Annotated in this window: 16 protein-coding genes and 1 pseudogene; 5 read left to right on the plus strand and 12 right to left on the minus strand. The window is 47.8% G+C overall.

Going from position 1 to position 20,861, the window contains the following annotated elements; genetic code table 11:
* Positions 1 to 47: 47 nt before the first annotated feature.
* The 8 genes and pseudogenes from nagB to VM802_RS12595 form a co-directional block, all read right to left on the minus strand.
* A pseudogene (gene nagB / locus VM802_RS12560) lies at positions 48 to 1,979 on the minus strand (glucosamine-6-phosphate deaminase); the annotation flags it as partial.
* Between the two features lie 284 nt (positions 1,980 to 2,263).
* On the minus strand, positions 2,264 to 4,555 hold the full coding sequence (locus VM802_RS12565; protein WP_325530913.1) for a glycoside hydrolase family 20 protein: 2,292 nt from the start codon (positions 4,553 to 4,555) through the stop codon (positions 2,264 to 2,266).
* Between the two features lie 52 nt (positions 4,556 to 4,607).
* Positions 4,608 to 5,378 carry an endonuclease/exonuclease/phosphatase family protein gene (locus VM802_RS12570; RefSeq protein ID WP_325530915.1) on the minus strand — a complete coding sequence of 257 codons (771 nt, stop codon included), beginning with the start codon at positions 5,376 to 5,378 and terminating at the stop codon, positions 4,608 to 4,610.
* A 44-nt stretch (positions 5,379 to 5,422) separates the two neighbouring features.
* Positions 5,423 to 6,307, minus strand: coding sequence for an alkaline phosphatase family protein (locus VM802_RS12575; RefSeq protein ID WP_325530917.1), 885 nt, complete (start codon positions 6,305 to 6,307; stop codon positions 5,423 to 5,425).
* Positions 6,308 to 6,436: 129 nt separating this feature from the next.
* Entirely contained in the window at positions 6,437 to 7,201 is a 765-nt protein-coding gene (locus VM802_RS12580) for a copper homeostasis protein CutC (RefSeq protein WP_325530919.1), read from the minus strand.
* An 88-nt stretch (positions 7,202 to 7,289) separates the two neighbouring features.
* Positions 7,290 to 8,333, minus strand: a complete 1,044-nt coding sequence (locus VM802_RS12585; protein ID WP_325530921.1) for a glycosylasparaginase — start codon at positions 8,331 to 8,333, stop codon at positions 7,290 to 7,292.
* A 97-nt stretch (positions 8,334 to 8,430) separates the two neighbouring features.
* Positions 8,431 to 9,396, minus strand: a complete 966-nt coding sequence (locus tag VM802_RS12590) for an ROK family protein (protein WP_325530923.1) — start codon at positions 9,394 to 9,396, stop codon at positions 8,431 to 8,433.
* Positions 9,368 to 11,284 (minus strand): MFS transporter, encoded by a 1,917-nt coding sequence (locus VM802_RS12595; RefSeq protein ID WP_325530925.1) that lies wholly within the window; start codon positions 11,282 to 11,284, stop codon positions 9,368 to 9,370. Before VM802_RS12595 ends, VM802_RS12590 begins: the two co-directional genes overlap by 29 nt.
* A gap of 185 nt (positions 11,285 to 11,469) precedes the next feature.
* Between VM802_RS12595 and VM802_RS12600 the strand changes: the two genes are divergently transcribed.
* Together VM802_RS12600 and galK are read left to right on the plus strand one after the other, a co-directional pair.
* On the plus strand, positions 11,470 to 12,792 hold the full coding sequence (locus tag VM802_RS12600) for a sugar MFS transporter (RefSeq protein ID WP_325530927.1): 1,323 nt from the start codon (positions 11,470 to 11,472) through the stop codon (positions 12,790 to 12,792).
* Between the two features lie 156 nt (positions 12,793 to 12,948).
* Positions 12,949 to 14,091, plus strand: coding sequence for a galactokinase (galK, locus tag VM802_RS12605; protein WP_325530929.1), 1,143 nt, complete (start codon positions 12,949 to 12,951; stop codon positions 14,089 to 14,091).
* Positions 14,092 to 14,176: 85 nt separating this feature from the next.
* On the opposite strand, the gene VM802_RS12610 is transcribed toward galK, so the two are convergent.
* From VM802_RS12610 to VM802_RS12625, 4 genes are all read right to left on the minus strand, one after another.
* Entirely contained in the window at positions 14,177 to 15,574 is a 1,398-nt protein-coding gene (locus VM802_RS12610) for a Gfo/Idh/MocA family protein (RefSeq protein ID WP_325530931.1), read from the minus strand.
* Positions 15,575 to 15,753: 179 nt separating this feature from the next.
* Positions 15,754 to 16,551, minus strand: a complete 798-nt coding sequence (locus tag VM802_RS12615) for a bleomycin resistance protein (protein WP_325530933.1) — start codon at positions 16,549 to 16,551, stop codon at positions 15,754 to 15,756.
* 70 nt (positions 16,552 to 16,621) lie between these two features.
* Positions 16,622 to 16,870, minus strand: a complete 249-nt coding sequence (locus VM802_RS12620; RefSeq protein WP_325530935.1) for a helix-turn-helix domain-containing protein — start codon at positions 16,868 to 16,870, stop codon at positions 16,622 to 16,624.
* On the minus strand, positions 16,851 to 17,225 hold the full coding sequence (locus tag VM802_RS12625; protein WP_325530937.1) for a DUF6597 domain-containing transcriptional factor: 375 nt from the start codon (positions 17,223 to 17,225) through the stop codon (positions 16,851 to 16,853). Before VM802_RS12625 ends, VM802_RS12620 begins: the two co-directional genes overlap by 20 nt.
* A gap of 148 nt (positions 17,226 to 17,373) precedes the next feature.
* Here VM802_RS12625 and VM802_RS12630 point away from each other — a divergent pair, with 148 nt between their 5' ends.
* The 3 genes from VM802_RS12630 to VM802_RS12640 all read left to right on the plus strand — a co-directional run.
* Entirely contained in the window at positions 17,374 to 19,239 is a 1,866-nt protein-coding gene (locus VM802_RS12630) for an alpha-L-fucosidase (protein ID WP_325530939.1), read from the plus strand.
* 512 nt (positions 19,240 to 19,751) lie between these two features.
* Positions 19,752 to 20,528 carry a GNAT family N-acetyltransferase gene (locus tag VM802_RS12635; protein WP_325530941.1) on the plus strand — a complete coding sequence of 259 codons (777 nt, stop codon included), beginning with the start codon at positions 19,752 to 19,754 and terminating at the stop codon, positions 20,526 to 20,528.
* Positions 20,529 to 20,582: 54 nt separating this feature from the next.
* Positions 20,583 to 20,861, plus strand: a 279-nt coding sequence (locus VM802_RS12640; RefSeq protein ID WP_325530943.1) for an argininosuccinate synthase domain-containing protein, incomplete at its 3' end; no start/stop codon positions are given.

Below are 20,861 nucleotides of genomic sequence, written 5' to 3' on the forward strand. Positions count from 1 at the left end.
GTTGGTCCGGTACGAAAATAGAAAAATCCCAAAACACAGAAATCTATTTACATAAAATGATACCGAACGAAGGCTTCCATGGCAGCATATTTCTGCAGGCCGAGCTTGTCGTATAGTTCTGCGGTATTGGCGTTGCGGTCTTCGGCACGCTGCCAGAACTCGCGGAGGTCGGTACCCTGGAAAGGTACCACGTCTTTCTGGCTCTGGTGGATGAAGATACCGAGGCGTTTCTGTAATACCTGGTCAGGGCTCATTGGTACGGCCATTTCAATTTCATGGATTTCCCATTCCTGCCAGGCGCCTTTGTACAGCCATACCCAGCAATCTTTGGCCCAGTCGTCGTTTTTCACTTCTTCCAGTGCAGCAAAGATAATGTCGAGGCAAACTTTGTGGGTACCATGCGGATCGGCGAGATCGCCAGCGCAGTACACCTGTTGTGGTTTTATTTTGCGCAGCAGTTCTACCGTGAGTTTCACATCTTCAGGACCCATTGGTTTCTTTTCCACGAGGCCTGTTTCATAGAAAGGCAGGTTCATGAAGTGAGCGTTGGCTTCAGGAATACCTACATAGCGGCAGGTAGCTTTAGCTTCGCAGCGACGGATCAGTCCTTTGATGGCGCGGATCTCGTTGGTATCTTTCTGGCTTGGTTTCTTTACATTAATGAAGGCTTTGGCATCTTCGAGTATCTGGGAACTCTTGCTTCTGTCGATATCGAACATACCTTCAAAGCCTACGGCGAAGTCGATGAAGCGCAGTACAAACTCATCGTTCACGGCGATGTTACCGGAAGTCTGGTAAGCAACGTGTACATCGTGGCCTTGTTCGTGCAGGCGGATGAAGGTACCGCCCATAGAGATGATATCATCATCCGGGTGTGGAGAGAATATCAGTGCGGTTTTTTTAGCCGGCTCAGCGCGCTCAGGATGGTTAGGCAGCTGTGGGCCTGGTTTTCCGCCGGGCCATCCGGTGATGGTGTCGCGGATACCGTTAAATTCCTTGATGTTCAGCTCATATGCAGAACCATATTGTACGATCAGGTCGTTCAGACCGTTTTCGTTATAGTCTTTATCGGTGAGCATCAGGATGGGTTTGTTCAGCTTCAGTGCGAGGCTGGTAACAGCTTTACGGATGATACCCGGTGTCCATTCGCAGTCGCCGGTGAGCCAGGGTTCTTTGAAGCGGGTCAGCTCAGCAGAAGCCTGTTCATCGATCACGAAAGTGCAGTTAGGGTGCTGCTGCAGCAGGGACGCCGGAACCTGGTCCGTACTGTGGCCTTCTACAGAAGTGCGTACTATTTTGGCTTTGTGGGAACCCCATGCCATCAGTACTACGCGCTTGGCTTTCATGATATTGCTGAGCCCCATGGTGATGGCGAGGCGTGGCACCTGGCTCATGTTAGGGAACTCATATGCATTCGCCAGACGTGTGCTGTTATCCAGCGTCACGAGGCGGGTATGTGGGTTGGCATTGGAACCTGGTTCGTTGAAACCGATATGACCGTTGTTACCAATGCCCAGGATCTGTATGTCAATACCGCCGGCATCTTCAATACGTTTGTCGTATCCGGTGCAGTATTGTTTGATCTGGTCTTTCGGAATGGTTCCATCCGGAACGAAGTATTGTCCTTCCGGAATATCAACATGATTGAACAGATGTTCTTTCATAAAGCGGTTGTAGCTCTGTAAAGCATCCGGCTCTATGGGGTAGTATTCGTCCAGGTTGAATGTAATTACATTTTTAAAGCTCAGTCCTTCTTCTTTGTGAAGGCGAACCAGCTCGGCATAGAGGTACTTAGGAGTGGAGCCTGTGGCCAGCCCTAATACACATTTTTGATTGGCAGCCTGCTTCTCACGGATCAGCGCGGCGATTTCAGCGGCAACGGCCCTGGAACCATCTTTTGCAGAGGGATGTATATCCACTGCAATCTGCTCAAAGCTGTCAATCAGTTCGATTTCCTGATGATTAATCGTCATTTGTAAACGTTTTTGATTAGATGCGGTTTAAAAACGAGCCGGAAAATTAAAAAAAATACTGCTAATTCTGCTAAACTTTAGCTCATAACTTTAATTTTTGTGATTTTTTTTGATTTTCCGATGGTTATTTTTCTGTGATGTTTGATTTTTCTGATGAGAATAATGAACAGATGATGTATAGGGTATAAAATAAATAAGCCGTTACGATGACCGTAACGGCTTATTTATTTTATACCGGAATGCTTAATCTATGTTTCATCGGGATCATTACTATTATCATTTAAATAAAATCACAGTACTATTAATTCGTCTGCAAACAGCCAGGCTTTGTCACCGGCACCGGCCCCTCCTGCGGGAATAATGCCGTAGTTGCCGGCCTTCATCTTAATATAGCGGCCGCGTACCTGCTGCAGGTTGCCACGAACCTTAATAATGCCATCCTGAGCAAAGCTGTTTTGCTTGTATACTTCTTTCCAGGTTTTTCCGTCATCAGATACAGCGAAGCTCACTTCTTTCGGCGGATAGATCCAGTTGCCTTTGGATGCCAGGGAGTTCATACCGACAGCGTGTATATCCTGTACGCTATCCAGTTCCACTATCGCCTCAATGTTGGCGCCCTTGTAGCCGAACCACTGATTATCATTGAAGGTGGCATTGCCTTCAATGCCATTCACCAGTGCAAAGCTGCTGCCTGGATTGTAAGCCTTGTCAGGCTCTGCGGCCAGCGTCACTTTTTTACCCAGTGCTTTATGGAAGAAGAAACGCTGGCTGTATTCATTACCAAAAGGTTTATCGTTGAGGAACACCTGCGCGCGTACTGCCCCTGTTTTAGTGATCTGTACAGGCGTTGTATAAGGTGTTGACTGCGGAGTAGGAGCGGAGCTGTCGGTAGTAAAGAACACTTTACCGCCATCCAGTTTGCTGTCGAGCTTTACCTGCACGCCCCCTTTTTTATCTTCTGTCACCTGACCGGTTACTTCAAACACATGTTTGGCGTAGTTCACTTTCTTCAGATCCAGACGGGTCAGGTGGATTTTCAGTCTCTCCAGGAAGTTATCGTAGTTACGCTTATCGGCGGGCGACCACAATACTTCTGCCAGTGCAGTAGCGCGTGGATACACCATGTATTCGAGATAATCGGTGTTGTTGATGTATTCTGTCCAAAGGTTGGCCTGTGCGCCTTTGATGTAGGAGGCTTCTTCCTTGCTCAGTTCTGCTGGGATAGGCTCGTAGCTGTATACCTTGCTTACGGGAGTGAAGCCGCCGATAGCCAGTGGCTCATTAGGGCTCCGTGACTGATAGTGATCGAAGTAGCAATGGCTGCCGGGCGTCATAATTACGTTGTGTTTCTGCTTTGCTGCAGCGATGCCGCCTTCGATACCTCTCCAGCTCATCACGGTGGCGTTGGGGGCTAGTCCGCCCTCCAGGATCTCATCCCAGCCTATGATCTGTCGACCTTTGCCGTTGAGGTATTTTTCCATACGCTGAATGAAGTAGCTCTGCAGGGCGTGTGCGTCCTTCAGTCCTTCCTGTTTCATGCGCGCCTGGCATTTGGGACATTTCTCCCAACGTACCTTCGGGCATTCATCGCCGCCGATGTGGATGTATTTACTGGGAAACAGGGCTGTTACTTCGTCCAGCACATCCTGCAAAAAAGTATATACGCTATCGTTACCCGCGCAGTATACATCATCATATACCCCCCAGTGCGTGCCTACCTCATAGGGGCCGCCGGTACATCCCAGGTTGGGGTAAGCTGCCAGCACTGCGAGTGAGTGACCGGGCATTTCAATTTCAGGTATTACTGTAACGAAGTGGTCAGCAGCGTATTTCACTACTTCTTTCACCTGTTCCTGTGTATAGTAGCCGCCGTAAGGCTTGCCATCGTATTTATTGTCGCTGTATTTGCCGGCCATGGTCTCTTTTCTTTTGGAAGAGATCTCCTGGAGGCGGGGATATCTCTTTATTTCAATGCGCCAGCCCTGGTCTTCCGTGAGGTGCCAGTGGAAGGTGTTCATCTTGTGCATCGCCAGCAGGTCGATGTATTTCTTGATGAACTCCACGGGGAAGAAATGTCTGCCTACATCAAGGTGGAGGCCGCGATAGGCAAAGCGGGGTGCATCTTTGATGCTTACGCCGGGGATATACATCGCGTCAGCTTTCTGTACGGGCAGCAACTGAATCAGCGTCTGTACGCCGTAGAAGGTACCTGCGCCGTTGTTGCCGTTGATCACTACTTTGTTGTGGTCTGCTTCCAGCGTATAGCCTTCAGCGTTAGTTGTGTCGTTGCCGGTTTGCAGTACGATTGCATTTTTATCGCCCTGGCTTTTGATGTCCAGTTCATAGCCGGTAAGTTCTTTCAGCCAGGCATTGAACAGGGCAGCAGTTTTTTTATCGGCTTCGCTGGAAGCCACGATCACTGTCTGTTTATCCAGCAAAAAAGAGTCAGCCTTTTCACTTACGCTGACAGGTACAGGAATGATGCTTACTTTTCCCTTGGGGGCATTGCCGGGGTGGGAGCCTGTACAGCTCCACAGGCCGGCGGCGGCCATCAGCAGACATAAGCGGAATACATTTTTCATTGTCATATAACTTAGTTGGACTTTACAAGGGAATATTACCGGCAACAAGCGCCTATTTCAGTTCAAGTTCACATAGTACGGGTCTGTGATCGGAAGCAACAGATTCCTCTATGGTCCGGGCGCTGACGATGGTCCAGTTATGTTTCGGGTGGACCATGATGTAATCTATCTTCTCTTTAGGTGCATCCGCAGGAATTGTAGGTGCAACCTGTGGGGTGGCATCTGTGAATATCTTCCTGAGTACATTTATCTCTTTGGCAGAAGGAATAGCATTGAGATCCCCTGCCAGTATTATGGGTAACTGTGTAGCCTTGAAATGCTCAGCCAGCGCGGCTGATTGGAGGAGGCGGTCCGTTGGTTTTTGTCCCGCATCAAGATGTGTAGAAACAAACTGTATCAGACTGTCACTGGGTAATTTGACGGTAACAATACCTGCCACTCTTGGTTCATTTCCGCTTTGGGCAGAAGGGAGCTGTATGGTGACACCGTTTTCTATCGGAAACCGGGATAGTATACCTGTACCATATCCGCCGCCATCATAGTCCATCGCTTTGGCATAATAAGTATACATGCCGGTGATGGATGCCAGTTCTTTCAACTGATCTACTTTTTGCGTACGCTGTGTAACGCTGTCAACTTCCTGCAAAGCTACCAGATCCGGATTGGTGGCCAGTATTACATTGGCAATACCCTGAAGATCCAGCTCTTTTTTCAGATTTTCCCCGTGATGGATATTGTAGGTAAGTACTGTTACTTTGTTTGTCTGTGCAAACAGCGTCAAACCTGCAAAACAAGCCAGGGCAGTGAACAGCGTTGTTTTCATAAATTAAAATATTTGTCGATTAATAATTCCGCCAGGCATCAAATTTACTTAAATGCATCTTTTACCGGTTTACCGGTCCATACATGTGGGGGTTTCAACCCGAAGATCCATGCGATGGTAGCCGCAGTATCGTAAGTTACGATGCTCGATTTGATCTCATTATTCTGTTTTATGCCGGGGCCGCGGATAATCCAAGGGATCTGCATTTCCTCCATGGTTTTACCGCCATGCCCTTTTTGGATGCCGCCATGATCGGCTGTCAGCAGGATGATGGTATTGTCCCATATGCCTGCATCTTTCACGGCCTGCAATATTTTTCCCAACAGTATATCATTCTTATGCACCTGGTCAAAATAAGGCTGGATATTATGACCGATATTATGTCCTACACCATCCGGCTCATCAAAGTGGATGAACAGGAAGTCGGGCTTCTTTTCTTTTATATAGGCAGCTGCGGCTTCTGTTGCCAGGCTGTCGTTGTCATGTGTTGCGAGTTCCTTGTTCACAGCGGCTTTTGGGAAGAGATAACCGATACCCTGCCAGCTGTAGATCACGCCTATTTCGGCTTTGGGTTTCTGTTCACGCAGCAGGGTATATATGGAAGGAAACATACCATACTGGTCCAGTTCACGGGAGGGGAGTTCTGGTTTTTTGCTGTCCCACTCCGTATAGCCATGCAGTTCGGGGCCTGCGCCCATTACCATAGAAGCCCAGTTCACGGCGCTGGAAGATGGAAGTACGCTACGGGCCTGTAAGCTCCAGGAGCCGTCTTTCATCATCTGCTTCATATTCGGGTTATCCACATTCGGGAAACAATAAGCGCCAAAACCATCCATGCCTATCAGTATCACATGCTTTGCCCCTTTGACCTGCGCCTGTGCGAAGAATCCGCCCAGTAGTAGTCCTGCTGCAATGATTAATTTTTTCATTTTCTATTGTTCACTGGTTAGAAATTTTTTTTATTTGTTTATTTAGGTATGTAGTTATTTAAAATGCAGCGGAGATGGACTTTTTTAATAACTACATACCTAAATAAACAAATAAAAAATAAAAATAGTCTACTCTCCGAGATCATGCAATGTTTTTTCTGCTGTTTCACGAATTAATAATACTTCGCTTTGCTGCGTCTGCGAGATACCGTATTCGGGAACGCCGGGAATACCGCCCATGCTTACGTTCGGATTGCGGTATACCATGTGGCTGTCTTCATATGCTTTGGCGGAAGTATGGAACTCCCTGACATCCGTGGTTTTAATCAGTGTTGCGATGTTGTTGGCGCGTACGCCGGAACCGGCCATGATAGCGATTCTGTCGTTGGCGCGGATAACCAGGTCTTTCAGTAGTTCTGCTCCTTCGACGGCGGTATTGCGTGCACCTGAGGTAAGGATGCGTTCGCAGCCAATGCTGATGATATCTTCGAGTGCTTCAAAGGGATTGTCTGTCATGTCGAAGGCGCGGTGGAAAGTGACGCCAAGCGGCCATGCGAGATCCACGAGTTCTTTGCATCTTTTTTTATCCACACGTCCGTCGGGAGTGAGGATGCCTATTACTACGCCGTTACAGCCGAGTTGCTTGCACATTTGTATGTCGCGCTTCATCACTTCAAACTCAAGATCTGAATACAGGAAGTCGCCGCCTCTGGGTCTGATGATAGGGTAGATATCTATTTTTACTTTTTCCCTGGCTACTGCTATTGTAGCGTAACTGGGTGTAGTGCCGCCTTCCAGGAGGTTGTCGCAGAGTTCTATGCGGTTGGCACCGCCTTTTTCTGCTGCGATACAGGAGGCTACAGATGCTGCACATATTTCGAGGGTGAAGCTCATCGTTTTCCGTTTTGGTGGGTTTAGCATCCGGCCTATAGCTATCAGGGTTTTGCGTAAACATCCTGATAGCTATGGGTGAGTGTTTTATTTAGAAATAACTTTTTCCGTCGTACAGCACATTGTTGGTGTCGCCACTGTAAACTGCATAGCTGAAGCCTTTCTGCAGGCAGTAAGCGCCGTATTGGCCTTTTTTATTGAGGGCCAGGAAGCCTACCTGTATTTCCTTTGCTTTGGAGGGGCTTCTTTTTACGATGCGTGTAACGGCTTCCTTGCAGGCTTTTTCCGGTGGATAGCCCTGGCGCATCAGCTCCACCACGAGGTGGCTGCCAACAATTTTGATCACTTCTTCACCAACACCGGTGCTGGTAGCAGCGCCTACTTCATTGTCAACATACAATCCTGCGCCGATGATGGGGGAATCGCCCACGCGGCCATGGAGTTTGAAAGCCATGCCGCTGGTGGTGCAGGCGCCGGAGAGATTGCCAGCAGCATCCATTGCCACCATACCGATAGTATCATGATTGTACACGTTGCCGGGGAGCATCAGCGGATTAAATGCTGTAGCGCCTTTGCCGGGTTCGTAGGATTTGTTTTCTATGTTGATGACCGGCTTGTATTCTGATTTTTTCAACCACTCTTTCCAGGCTTTTTCAGATTCCGGAGTAAGCAGGTTTTCTTTCTGGAAACCGTTGGCCAGTGCAAACTGCAGGGCGCCATCGCCTACCAGCATTACGTGCGGCGTTTTTTCCATGACGAGGCGGGCAACACTGATGGCATGTGTTACATGTTCCAGTGCAGCTACAGAGCCACAGTTGCCATGTTCATCCATGATGCAGGCATCCAGCGTTACGCGGCCGTCGCGGTCAGGGTAGCCGGAAAAGCCTACGGTGTGGTTGTTGGGATCGGCTTCCGGTACACGTACGCCAGCTTCTACGGCGTCGAGCGCACGACCACCTTTTTTCAATATCTCCCATGCGGCATCGTTGGCTGCGCGGCCAAAGTCCCACGTGGATATTACAATTGGTTTTCCTTTTGCGGTCTGGGAACGTGCAGGCGTTCCCGTTACACCGTCTAAAGAGAAAACAGCGGCGCCAAGGGCCGCTGTTTTCAGAAATCTTCTTCTATCGTTCATATAAATAGCTTTTAGCGTTGAGCTGGTAGCTTTCAGAAAGCCCGTGGCGGTCAGCTTTTATAAAGCTGGCGACTGATAGCTTATTGCAGGAAGCTAACTAATCCTTCATTTCCCAGGCAAGTGCGCTGGCTCCGAGAATAGCGGCATCACTTTCCTTCAGTTCGGAGAACAGCAATTTAACTTTATTCTGGAAGATAGGAAGCAGGTTCTTCTCCATGTGCTCACGAACCGGTTTCATGATGAGATCGCCGGCTTTGGTGAGGCCGCCGAAAAGCACGATGGCTTCCGGACTGGAGAACATCACGAAGTTGGCGAGCGCAGCGCCCAGTATCTGACCGGTGAACTCGTATACTTCCATTGCCAGCGGATCACCTTTCATGGCCGCTTCATAGATCAGTTTGGAGTTGATTTCCTCTTTGGTGTGCTCACGCATCGTGCTGGGAGTATCCGGGCGGGTGGCCAGGAATTCCAGTGCGGTGTTGGTCACACCGGTTGCGGAAGCATATGCTTCGAGAGAGCCATGGGCACCGGTTCCGGGATGGTATCTGCCGCCGGGGATCACGATGATATGACCCAGTTCACCGGCAAATCCATCATGGCCGTATATCAGCTGTCCATTGGCTACGATACCGCTGCCTACACCTGTACCCAGGGTGATAACGATGAAATCCTTCATGCCTCTGGCAGCGCCGTAGATCAGTTCACCCAGTGCGGCCGCGTTGGCGTCGTTGGTTAATACTGCCGGCAGCCCGAATTTCTTCTCCATGAGATTGGCCAGCGGAATAATACCTTTCCAGCGGAGGTTCGGCGCATACTCAATGTTGCCATTGTAGAAGTTGCCGTTGGGTGCGCCCACACCGATACCCTTTATCAGTTCTATGCCGCCTACCTGCTCAATGAGAGCAGACATATGCTGGTGAAGTTCATCCATGAAGCAGTTCACATCTTCATGTTGATTGGTCAACATACGACCATCACATAAAATGTTACCTCTGCGATCTACAATACCGAATTTGGTGTTAGTCCCCCCAATATCAATGCCCACCACTAATTGCTGACTCATAATCGATTCCTTGAGATTTTAATATTGTTTTTACTCTAAATGCGAAAAATGCGAGGTAAGCGAAGCATAACACAGGCACAATGTAAGATGTGTGTATGCCAATGCTTGGAATGTCGGCAAGGCCACCCTGAACCGGAGGGATCAGTGAACCACCCAGGATCATCATTACAAGGAATGCTGAACCCTGACCAGTATACTTACCCAGGCCGGCGATAGACAGTGCAAAGATGCTGGGCCACATCACAGAGCAGAACAGACCACCGCTGATGAAGGCGAATGTTGCCAGTGAATCGCTGGTGAATAAACCGATCAGTACAGTAGCCACACCCAGCAAACCAAATATCATCAGGGTTTTGGCTGGTTTGTCCTGTCCGGCGAAGAAACCGATAATCTGTATGGCAATACAGATGGCATATGGATATAATTCAGATACATCGTTGCCTTTTAATACGTTGGCACCCAATACTACACCGTAGGCGATGAAAGGTACGATAACACACAGCAGCTTACGTGTAGTCTTGGAAACGTTGAAAACACTGATGGCACCGGTCCAGCGACCAATCATCATGCTACCCCAGAACAGTGACACGTAAGGGTCCAGTTCAGATTCAGCGAGTCCTTTGGGAGTCAGGAATCCGGGATGTTTCAGCAGTGCGCCAAGGTTACTGGCGATAGTTACTTCCACACCTACATAGATGAAGATGGCCAGCATACCGAGTGTCAGCTGCGGATATTTCATGGCGCCCCAACCTTCACTATTGCCTGCGGAGGACATTTTTGTATAGAATAAGATGCCGATGATACCAATGATACCAGTAATGAATAAAGGCAGTTCAAATTTCAGGATCAGTCCCAGCAGGATCAGAATGAACATCACAGTGATGCCGATGATAGAACGGCTGGCCTTAGGCGATGTTTCAAACACTTCAGAGTCCCGACTTTCAGGCATCTTCACAAAGGCGAAGATAGCGGCGGCAACAAGGAACAATACAATCAGCAGGATATACAACGTGTTGATTTTGCTGATGTCTGTGCTCACTTCACCCCCCTTGATGTTACCGAACAGCAGCATGCTCACAATAATGGGACCGATGGTTGTACCGAATGAGTTGATACCACCTGCAAGATTCAGACGGTGTGTACCTTTCGCCGGATCACCGAGCAGGATGGCGAATGGATTTGCAGCAGTCTGTTGCAAAGAAAATCCGAGCGCTACGATGAACAGCGCCATCAATATCAGTGCAAAGTAACCGAAGGTCACTGTTTGTTTGTAGTCAGTGTCCAATACAGTCAGAATTTTTTCCACACTGGCTTTGTTGAAAACGCCGGCGTATTGTTTATGCTCTTCGTCTTTTTTGAAACCCTGCGGTATTTCAGCAAGCAGCTGTGGATTGGTAACATATTTTTCTCCTGCTTCATTGCTGCCGATCAGCAGTGAGTAGGTGTCTGCTTCTTTCTCACGGCGGATTTTCACAAGCCTGTCAGATGTCTGCAGTTGTTGTTCTACCTGGAAACTATTGATGTCTTTCACCGTTTCCCTGATAGGAACAACCTTTTCCATATTCACACAGGGAATCATAATAGCCGATCCCAGTACAGAGATCAACAGGCCGTAGATGATACCTTTCCTGTAACCGATTTTGTTCAGGATATCCACTTTCCTGGCTGCAGAAGCCAGATAGAGAATTAATGATCCTATAAAATAGGCGCTGTAAAAGGAGAAGTCTACCAGTTGTGATTCAAGTTGGGTAAGGTTGAAATGCGATTTACAGAACGGAATAAAGATACTGTTGGATGCAGCGAGAAACCCCCAGAAAAAGAACACCAGAATAAGCACAAAGAACGATGGATGCGTACTTTGAGCGCCTTGCTTTGTTTGCTGAGCCATAAACGTGTTAAGTTACAGTGAAATTTTGCCGGATAAATGTATAATTATTTTTTTAGGATTTTTTAAAAAACCAAAGAAACCGTTGTATTTTTTTTCGTTGATAAAACGTTTTAGCCAAGATATTTATGAAATCTAAGATAAGTTCATTATGTTCGCGTTTATCTAAAAAACCAATTTGCAGTTCTATGTCCAACCAAACAGCAACAATGGAAATACCAGCCAAACAAAGCAGCTATGGACAATCAATGGCCATTATCGGCATGTTATTCTTCGTATTCGGTTTTGTTACCTGGCTTAACGGTACCCTCATCCAATTTTTTCAGATAGTATGCGAACTGAGTGTATCTCAGTCACTGCTGGTAACAATGGCCTTCTTCATGGCGTATTTCTGTCTTTCTATTCCATCATCCTTCATCCTTAACAAAACAGGATTCAAGAATGGGATGGCGCTGGGATTGCTGGTCATAGCCGCGGGCTCACTGGTGTTTATTCCAGCAGCTAATGCCAGAAGTTTTGGGTTGTTCCTCACCGGCCTGTTCATACAGGGCGCAGGATTGTCACTGCTGCAAACGGCATCCAATCCGTATGCCAGCATCATCGGGCCGAAGGAGAGCGCTGCAAAGCGTATCAGTATCCTCGGTATCTGTAACAAGACTGCAGGTGCATTAGCGCCGCTGATCCTGGGTAGCATTGTACTGAAAGGCGCAGCGCAGCTTGAAAAGGATATTGCCAACGCTGCGGATGTTGCCACCAAGAACCAATTGCTGGATGCGCTGGCATCGCGCGTAATCGGACCATACGTGGTTATGGCCATCGTGCTGGCTTTACTGGCCTTCATGCTGAAACGTTCTTCTCTGCCTGAAATTGATTTAGATAAGGAAGATGAAGGCACATCCGCTGCTACCAATGGCAAAACCAGTGTATTCCAGTTTCCTCATCTCCTGCTTGGTGTACTATGTATTTTTGTATATGTGGGTGTGGAAGTAATGGCTGGTGATGTTATCGGTTCTTACGGTAAGTCTATGGGTATGAGTGTGGATAACACTAAATATTTTACCACTTTCACTTTGCTGGCAATGCTGCTGGGTTATGTGCTGGGTATCCTCACTATTCCTAAAATCATCAGCGGACAAAAGGGTTTACAGATTTCTGCGGTGCTGGGTATCATCTTCACTGTTGCCGCTTATATGTCTTCCGGTTTTTCTGCTGTGACCTTCATTGCATTGCTGGGTCTTGCGAACGCACTGATGTGGCCTGCGATCTTCCCGATGGCCATTGATGGCCTCGGCAAGTATACTAAAATCGGCTCTGCACTGTTGATTATGGGTATTGCCGGAGGTGGCGTATTACCGCAGATTTACAGTGGTATGTTTGATCAGAAAAGTATGTTTAACTTCCTGTACAGCAGCAGCATGGATTTCAGACATGCTTTCCTCTATTGTATGGTGCCTTGTTATGTGTATATCCTCTTCTATGCTGTAGCCGGATATAAAGTGGGAAAGAAATAATGTAGCTTATTACAGCAACGATTTTATAAAGCGAAGGAGATCGGTATCAGTTATCTGCCGATCTCCTTCGCTTTTTTTAATTCAGTCATTCAGAAATACCTAAATCTCAAAATATTTTATATTTTAGGCGTAAATTTTACGTTTAATAATTTCTGAATGATACAAAAAACAAGGGAGAAGTTTATTGCACTTTTTGGAAAAGAGCCTCTGATCGTAGTTTCCCCGGGAAGGATCAATCTGATTGGCGAGCATACAGATTACAATGATGGATTTGTATTGCCGGCAGCTATCGATAAAAAAATAGTGTATGCCGTAGCCCTGAACGATACGCGGCAATGCAATGCCCATGCTGTTTTTACGAATGAAACTGTTTCCTTTTCTTTAGAGGATGTGAAGCCGACACCAGGATGGATCAACTACCTGATGGGGGTGGTGGACCAGTTGCAACGTGGCGGTTACGAAGTGAAGGGTTTCGACTGTGTGATCAACGGGGATATTCCTGTGGGCGCCGGCATGTCATCGTCAGCGGCTGTGGAAGGCGGATTAGTAGCTGCCCTTGATCATATCTTCCACTATGGAATGGATCGCATGCAGATGGCTTTACTGGGCCAGCGCGCAGAGCACACCTTTCCTGGCGTAAAGTGTGGTATCATGGACCAGTTTGCAAACCTCCACGGTAAAAAGGATCAGGTGATGCGCCTTGACTGCCGCAGCCTCGACTTCGAATATTTCCCTTTCAATTTCCCGGAATATAAAATTGTGCTGTGCAACTCCATGGTACACCACTCCCTGGCATCTTCAGAATACAATGTACGCCGCCAGCAATGTGAAGAGGGTGTAAAAGCCATACAGGCCATGCATCCTGAGGTGAAGTCGCTCCGCGACGCCACGATGCAACAGCTTGATGAGGTGCGCGATCAGCTCTCTGCTAAGATCTACGACCGCTGCGCCTATGTCATCTCTGAGATTCAGCGTGTGCAGGATGCAACGGAGCTGCTGAAGAAAGGCGACCTGCAACAGTTTGGTCAGCTGATGTATGCAACACATGAAGGGTTGAGTAAGCAGTATGAAGTAAGCTGTCCGGAGCTGGACTTCCTCGTAACGCTGGCAAAGGAAAGGCCGGAAGTAGCCGGTGCGCGCGTTATGGGTGGTGGTTTCGGCGGCTGCACCATCAATCTGGTGAAACAGGAAGAGGTGGCATCCTATCAATCGTATATCCAGTCCCGTTATAAAGAGGAGTTTGGTATTACGCCTGATGTTTATGTGACTACCATTGAAGATGGGGTGACAGTGAATTAGCTTTTAATTGTTAATGCAAATAAGAAACGGCTCTCTTGTAATTACAATGAGAGCCGTTTTACTTGCACTAAATAGCTATTTGGTATTAATACTGATCATCTAATGCGAAGATCGGTTTTCTGTTCATCCAGCGGCCGCGGGTGAAGTCAGGGATGTACTGTACGCTTCCGCCTTCAGCAACTGACTGCTCACTCAGCGGGGTGATGGCGTACCAGGTAGCCATGTCATACACATCCAGTGGATATTGAGCACCGCGTTTGATACATTCAACGAAGGAGTTGAGTACGAACCAGTCCATACCACCGTGGCCTGCGCCGGCAGCATCGTTGGCATAACGTTTCCACAGCGGGTGGTCGTATTTACCAAGGTAGCTTTCGGGATCTTTGAAGTCACCTGCTTTTTCCCAATCGTCGTGTTTCTTGGACACCTTTTCGATATAAATTGAATCCTGGTCGTCCATCCACAGGCCGTTAGTACCCTGTACGCGGAAGTTCAGGGAGTAGGGGCGCGGAGAGTTGGTATCGTGCGACAGCATGATCGTTTCGCCATTGTTGGTTTTGATTAGGGAAGAAACGATATCGCCCAGTTTGAATTCCACTTTAGCGTTGGGATGGCTTTCGCCGCCATTGTCTACGATATATTTATGAAGGCCACGGGATTTGGTAGCGACTGACACGATAGACAGCAGGCGGTTTCCGCGGTTCATGTTAATAACATTACCAATAGGACCCAGACCATGTGAAGGATACAGGTCGCCATTGCGGTGCAGGGAGTGGTTAGTTCTCCATTTAGCTTCAGACAGTGCTTTTTCGCCAAACTCAACGCCACCACCATAATATTGTTTACCGTTATTGAATTTTACAGGACGAAGATCGTGCTGGTAACCGCCCTGCAGGTGGGTGAGCTCACCGAAGAGACCCTGGCGGGCCATATTCAGTACAGCCATCACATCTCTGCGGTAGCATACGTTTTCCATACCAAACACCTGGATACCGGTAGCTTCGCTGGTGTTAACCAGTTCCCAGCATTCCTGGATATCAGATGCACCACATACTTCAACAGCAGGAGTTTTACCGGCTTTCATGGCAGCGACAGCCATGATGGAATGCCATTCCCACGGCGTAGCAATGATCACCGCGTCAATGTCGTCACGTTTCAGCATGTTGCGGAAATCTTCAGGGCCGTTGGTATATTCAGCTACTTTTCTTTTGCCGCCGTAGAATTTGGTGATCATGTCGCGGGCCTTGGGAACGGTGTACGCTGTATCAGGATCTGCGAATGCCACAACATCTACGTCGTCGCGGCGGAGGCATAGGTTCAGGTGACTGAGGCCACGGGCGCCTACCCCGATCAGGCCTATACGTACCTTAGGTTTTTTTTCATTGGCAAACAGTTTAGCAGAGGAGCTGAGCATGGAAATACCTACGCCGGCTGCCACTGTGTTCTTGAGAAAACTTCTGCGATGCAGTGGTTGTTTATTCATTGTTCAGTTTTTTATCGCGTATAAAGAATACGAAGGAGGGACTAAATTTATAAAATTTGTGAGGGGAATCCCAATCTATGCCCCTGTTTTCTTACAATTTTGTGATAAACGGTTGTTTTTTCTCTCGCAGAGGTGCAGAGAGAGCAAAGAACGCGAAGGTTTATTTATATGATTATTATTTAAACTGTCTTACTGAGAAGTGCGCTTTTAACAGGGCTTTGAGTGGGCTTTGCCCCTTGGTTAACCCGTGGAAGAATCGAAGATAATTTATGCAGGAGGTCAGTAGCTCTCTGCTGTTCCATTCTGAATTTACCGGGTTGCTCACTGATATGGGGATGTGTACGGACCTGTTCCAGCAAGGTTGCTGCCAATGAGCTGTTTCCCTGTGTGATGGCGATATCTGCCCGGTGAAGCATTACCTTGAAAAGATTATGACAGGGATAGTCTTTGTATTTTTCAATTGCTTTATCAAGGAGGGGGGAGAGCACTTCTATTTCATCGGCTTCATCTTCCTTTTTATAGCAGAAGTCTAATAGTTGGGAGAGCTTATCGCTGGCGGATGTGATGTCTTTGTCAAGGGGGGCTGTTTCGGTGGTATGCAGTTTCCTGCCAATGCGGATGCAGTTGCCAGCTAAGTCGTGGAACATGAACTCCCTGACGCCGTAGCTTTTATCTCGTATATCGCTGATGCGTGGCAGGCCGCGGGAGGGTAGTTTTCCATTAGCCTTACGGAGAGCGGCAGTAAAGGCTTCATACAGCTCGTCTGTTTCATCTGTGGTTATGTAGCAGGTGTGGTAAGACTTACCAGGAACATGTGTTTTGAGGCCATAGAAATGCAGCTCTATCCAGTCCTTTCTGACCACGGTATATGGGTTGGGGCTTTTCTGCCGGTAGGTAACTGTAAAACCCAGTTGTTCATAAAATTCAATGGTTTCATCCACGGATGTGCAGGGGAAGATAGGTACGATGCTGTTCATGATACAATACAGACGATGAGGGCGTAAAATTAGCGGGCGTTTTTCAGCAGGAATTGTAAGATTTCGACATTCAGGAGGTGGCTGTGGGCAATATGCTGATGATTTTCCGGTAATCTTTCGGGTGCATGCCCGTAAAGGTTTTGAAGTCGTGGTTGAAATGGGCCTGATCAAAATATCCTGCGTTGAGTGCTATCTGCACAAGCGGAGCGGGTGTGAGCAGGCTGCTGAGGGTGGCTTCAAACCGGCATATTTTGGTGAAGAGCCTGGGCGAGAAGCCGACGTGCTCTTTAAACTTGCGCTCAAACTGCCTTTGTGACAAGGGTACCTGTTTTAATAATGCCAGTATGCTCATCTGGCCATGTGATTTCCTGATGCTTTCTACAGCTGCTGTAATGTACACAGGCAATGGGTTTCTGAGGAGGGGGGTGAGGAGATCTGAAGCGGGTATAGGTGCCGGATTGCCCCTGCAGGCCGGAAGCGAAGGGCCGTGCATGCGTACCGGCGGAGTTGACCTCCTGAAAACTGCCTTTATAATGAAATACAATACGAGACGAGCTACTGGCAGTGGAGAAGTGGGTGAAGTCATTTTTTCCGTCTGTAGCTGCTTCGCCGATCCAGAAATAATTCACATAACCAGCCAGTTCCGCTGGTGGGTTTATCCGGAAATATCTCATGCATTAAATATAGAAAATCCTTGTGGCTTTATGCTCTTTGTCTCTTTTGCGATAAAAAACAATCAAAAATTGCGAATCTGCAATTGAATGGGATCATCATTCGGGGTTATCTTCGCTTTTCACGTAATTCCTAACCTTTTCAGTTGCAATGAAAAAAACTACCTACTTACTGGCTGCCCTGCTCGGCTGCAATGCGGTGATGGCACAGGAGATCAAGCCTTACGGCGCCTTGCCTTCCAAAGCGCAGGTGGCCTGGAACGACCTGGAATATTATATGTTCATCCACTTCGGGCCGAATACCTTTACTAATAAGGAGTGGGGGCATGGAGATGAAGACCCGAAAGTGTTCAATCCTACCCGGCTGGATGCCCGGCAATGGGCGCGTACGGCCAAGCTTGCAGGCATGAAGGGAATCGTGATCACGGCAAAGCACCATGATGGTTTTTGTTTGTGGCCCAGTAAATACAGCACGCACACGGTACGTGAGAGCGCCTGGAAAGACGGCAAGGGAGATGTGCTGGCGGAGTTGTCGGCTGCCTGTAAAGAGTATGGTCTGAAGTTCGGGGTGTATCTCTCACCCTGGGATCGTAACCATCCCAAGTATGGAACACCTGAGTACAATGGTATATTCGCCAAGACGCTGGAGGAAGTACTCACGGGCTATGGGCCTGTATTTGAGCAATGGTTTGACGGCGCCAATGATGGCACAAAGAAGCAGACTTATGACTGGCCGCTGTTTCACGGCGTGGTGTATAAGCACCAGCCCGACGCGGTTATCTTCAGTGACGTAGGTCCGGGTTGCCGTTGGGTGGGTAATGAAAACGGTATTGCCGGCACTACCAACTGGAGCACATTGAATGTAAAGGGCTTTGCCCCCGGGGCCGGCGGCCCTCCCGCCAAATCGCTCAACGAAGGTAATGAGGATGGCGAACGGTGGATACCCGCCGAATGTGATGTGTCTATCAGGCCGGGATGGTTTTTCAGTCCGGAAACCAATGACAAGGTAAAGTCTGTACCTAACCTGCTGGATATTTATTACGGCTCTGTTGGCCGTAACGGCAACCTGATCCTCAATGTGCCGGTGGACCGTGAAGGGCTTATCCATCCTAATGATTCTACCCGCCTGATGGAGCTCCGCCGGGTGCTGGATGAATCTTTCAAAACCAATCTCGCTAAGAAAGCTGTCGTAACTGTTACGGATACACGAAAGAATAATACGGCTGTAAAAGTCTCCAACCTTACAGATGGCAATAATGCTACCTATTGGGCTACGCCTGATAATGTAACCAGTACGGCTATTACCCTGAACTACAAAACGCCGGTAACTTTCAACCGTCTGGTGTTGCAGGAATACATCGCACTGGGGCAACGGGTGAAAGGGTTTACCGTGGAGATCATGGAGAACGGCAAGGTTAAAGAGATCGCCCGCGAAACGACTATTGGTCACAAACGTATACTGCGGCTGCCGGACTGTACAACCAACTGGGTGCGCATTAAGCTGGATGCCAAAGCTTGTCCTGTGATCAGCGAGGTGCAGTTGTATCGCGCAACGAGTGAAACGGCTGCGTCAGTGAGCGTGAAGACACATTCAGATGTGGCGCCCACCAGGTGGAAGGTGATCAGGGCCGGAAAGCCTGCCGGCGGAGCTGTTGCAGCCAGGGCCATAGACGGTAATCCTGCCACAGTGTACCGCAGCGAAGCGGCTGCTTATCCACATGAACTGCAAGTGGATCTCGGGGAGAGCCTGGTGCTTAAAGGTTTCCGTTACACGCCGCCAACAGATCAACCGAACGGTATCATATATGGTTATGCATTTTATGTGAGCCAGGATGGAAAGAACTGGGGAGGGCCGGTGGCTACGGGGCAGTTCGCCAATATCAGGAATAATCCGATACCGCAGCAGGTATCTTTCACTCCGGCGCAGGCCCGTTATATCCGCCTGGTGGCGTTGACTCCGGCAGGAGAGGGCGACAAACAGGCTGCAGTAGCTGAGCTGGAGGTGATTACAAAGTAGTTTCCCGCAAAGAAGCAAAGAAAGCAAAGATCGCAGAGGATATTTTTAAGCTGGCAAAGAGCTGTTTTACAGTCCGAAAATCATGTAGGATACTCTTAAATAGTCTTATTTAACTTAAAAATATCCTCTGCGATCTTTGCTTTCTTTGCTTCTTTGCGGGAAAAATGAGAAAATTTTAACTTTTCACGAAAAAAATTTCGACCATTTAAAAATATATTATTATAACTTTGCGGTTAATCTAAACTAAAGACAATATTTATAACAATTTAACACTGAACTGAAGTTGGAAAACGTCGCAACTCATACCAACACCTCCGCATATCATCCCGCTTTCACTAAAGGGGTGTATTCTGTTGGGTTCAATGTCTTTAGATTCCTTTCCCGACGACCCAGAATTTGATAGCGCTTGTCCATACAACCGCTGTCGCACCGTGATTCCCCAATCCTCCGGTGACTATTTCCTTTTTGGAACTTTCAATTAGCTTATTGATTCACGATTTCAATTTTAAAGGTTGGAAAATCAGCATATCATCGTTAGGGTAGCCACTCCTGACGATATTCACTATTCAAAGACCATCACTGATGAGATGGAGGCTTCTGCAAAGGCGCGTGGAACAGGTATTGCCAAGCGCTCTCCCGCCTATGTAGAACTGAAGATGCAGGAAGGCAAAGCCGTAATAGCCGTAACAGACAAAGGAGAATGGGTAGGCTTCTGTTACATTGAAGCCTGGGGCCATGAAAAATTTGTAGCCAACTCCGGCCTTATCGTAAACCCTGCATTCCGCGGGCATGGCGTAGCGAAATCCATCAAGCATAAAATATTCGAACTCTCGAGAGAGAAGTATCCGGATGCTAAAATATTCGGTCTCACCACGGGTCTTGCTGTGATGAAGATAAACTCTGAGCTGGGTTATGAGCCGGTTACTTATTCTGAGCTGACAGATGATGAAGAGTTCTGGAAAGGTTGCCGTAGTTGTATAAACTTCGACATCCTAACAAGCAAGGACCGGAAGAACTGTCTTTGTACTGCTATGCTGTATGATCCCGTGGCGAAGCTAAAGGAAGCGGAAGAGAAGGCTGCTGCTGAAATGGCTGCCAAGGCTGCTGCCAGCAACAACCAGATGACAGTGAGTGCCAGTGGTCACATACATCATGAGAAAAGGCGCCGCAGATTTAAAGGAAATATAAAACTGTATGAGCGTTGGTTGAGATTTAAAAGATTTGTTTTGCTGAATAGCAAAAAAGAAGGTGGTGCTACTGGTACCAGGAAAAAGTTTTTCCTCTTCTGAGCGTCCTCACAAAATGTATATTGTTCTGAATTATAAAAAATATAATGTCGTAAAATGAAAAAAGTAGTACTGGGATTTAGCGGAGGACTTGATACTTCCTATTGCGTTAAATATCTGACTGAAGAAAAAGGATATGAAGTGCATTCAGTGATCGTGAACACTGGTGGTTTTTCTGAAGAAGAACTGCAGGAAATTGAAAAGCGCGCTTACAACCTGGGCGTTAAAAGTCATAGAACTGTTAATGCAATACGTTCTTATTATGATGGCGTTATCAAATATCTCATTTTCGGTAATGTACTGAAAAATAATACCTACCCGCTGAGCGTGAGTGCA

This window comes from Chitinophaga sp. (assembly GCF_035538455.1).
In the GTDB taxonomy this organism is placed as follows: Bacteria; Bacteroidota; Bacteroidia; order Chitinophagales; family Chitinophagaceae; genus Chitinophaga.

Bases quoted from the DNA above. Each gene is read 5' to 3' on its own strand.
- VM802_RS12565 (WP_325530913.1), bottom strand. From the start codon at position 4,555: ATGAAAAATGTATTCCGCTTATGTCTGCTGATGGCCGCCGCCGGCCTG.
- VM802_RS12570 (WP_325530915.1), bottom strand. From the start codon at position 5,378: ATGAAAACAACGCTGTTCACTGCCCTGGCTTGTTTTGCAGGTTTGACG.
- VM802_RS12575 (WP_325530917.1), bottom strand. From the start codon at position 6,307: ATGAAAAAATTAATCATTGCAGCAGGACTACTACTGGGCGGATTCTTC.
- VM802_RS12580 (WP_325530919.1), bottom strand. From the start codon at position 7,201: ATGAGCTTCACCCTCGAAATATGTGCAGCATCTGTAGCCTCCTGTATC.
- VM802_RS12585 (WP_325530921.1), bottom strand. From the start codon at position 8,333: ATGAACGATAGAAGAAGATTTCTGAAAACAGCGGCCCTTGGCGCCGCT.
- VM802_RS12590 (WP_325530923.1), bottom strand. From the start codon at position 9,396: ATGAGTCAGCAATTAGTGGTGGGCATTGATATTGGGGGGACTAACACC.
- VM802_RS12595 (WP_325530925.1), bottom strand. From the start codon at position 11,284: ATGGCTCAGCAAACAAAGCAAGGCGCTCAAAGTACGCATCCATCGTTC.
- VM802_RS12600 (WP_325530927.1), top strand. From the start codon at position 11,470: ATGTCCAACCAAACAGCAACAATGGAAATACCAGCCAAACAAAGCAGC.
- galK (WP_325530929.1), top strand. From the start codon at position 12,949: ATGATACAAAAAACAAGGGAGAAGTTTATTGCACTTTTTGGAAAAGAG.
- VM802_RS12610 (WP_325530931.1), bottom strand. From the start codon at position 15,574: ATGAATAAACAACCACTGCATCGCAGAAGTTTTCTCAAGAACACAGTG.
- VM802_RS12615 (WP_325530933.1), bottom strand. From the start codon at position 16,551: ATGAACAGCATCGTACCTATCTTCCCCTGCACATCCGTGGATGAAACC.
- VM802_RS12625 (WP_325530937.1), bottom strand. From the start codon at position 17,225: ATGAGATATTTCCGGATAAACCCACCAGCGGAACTGGCTGGTTATGTG.
- VM802_RS12630 (WP_325530939.1), top strand. From the start codon at position 17,374: ATGAAAAAAACTACCTACTTACTGGCTGCCCTGCTCGGCTGCAATGCG.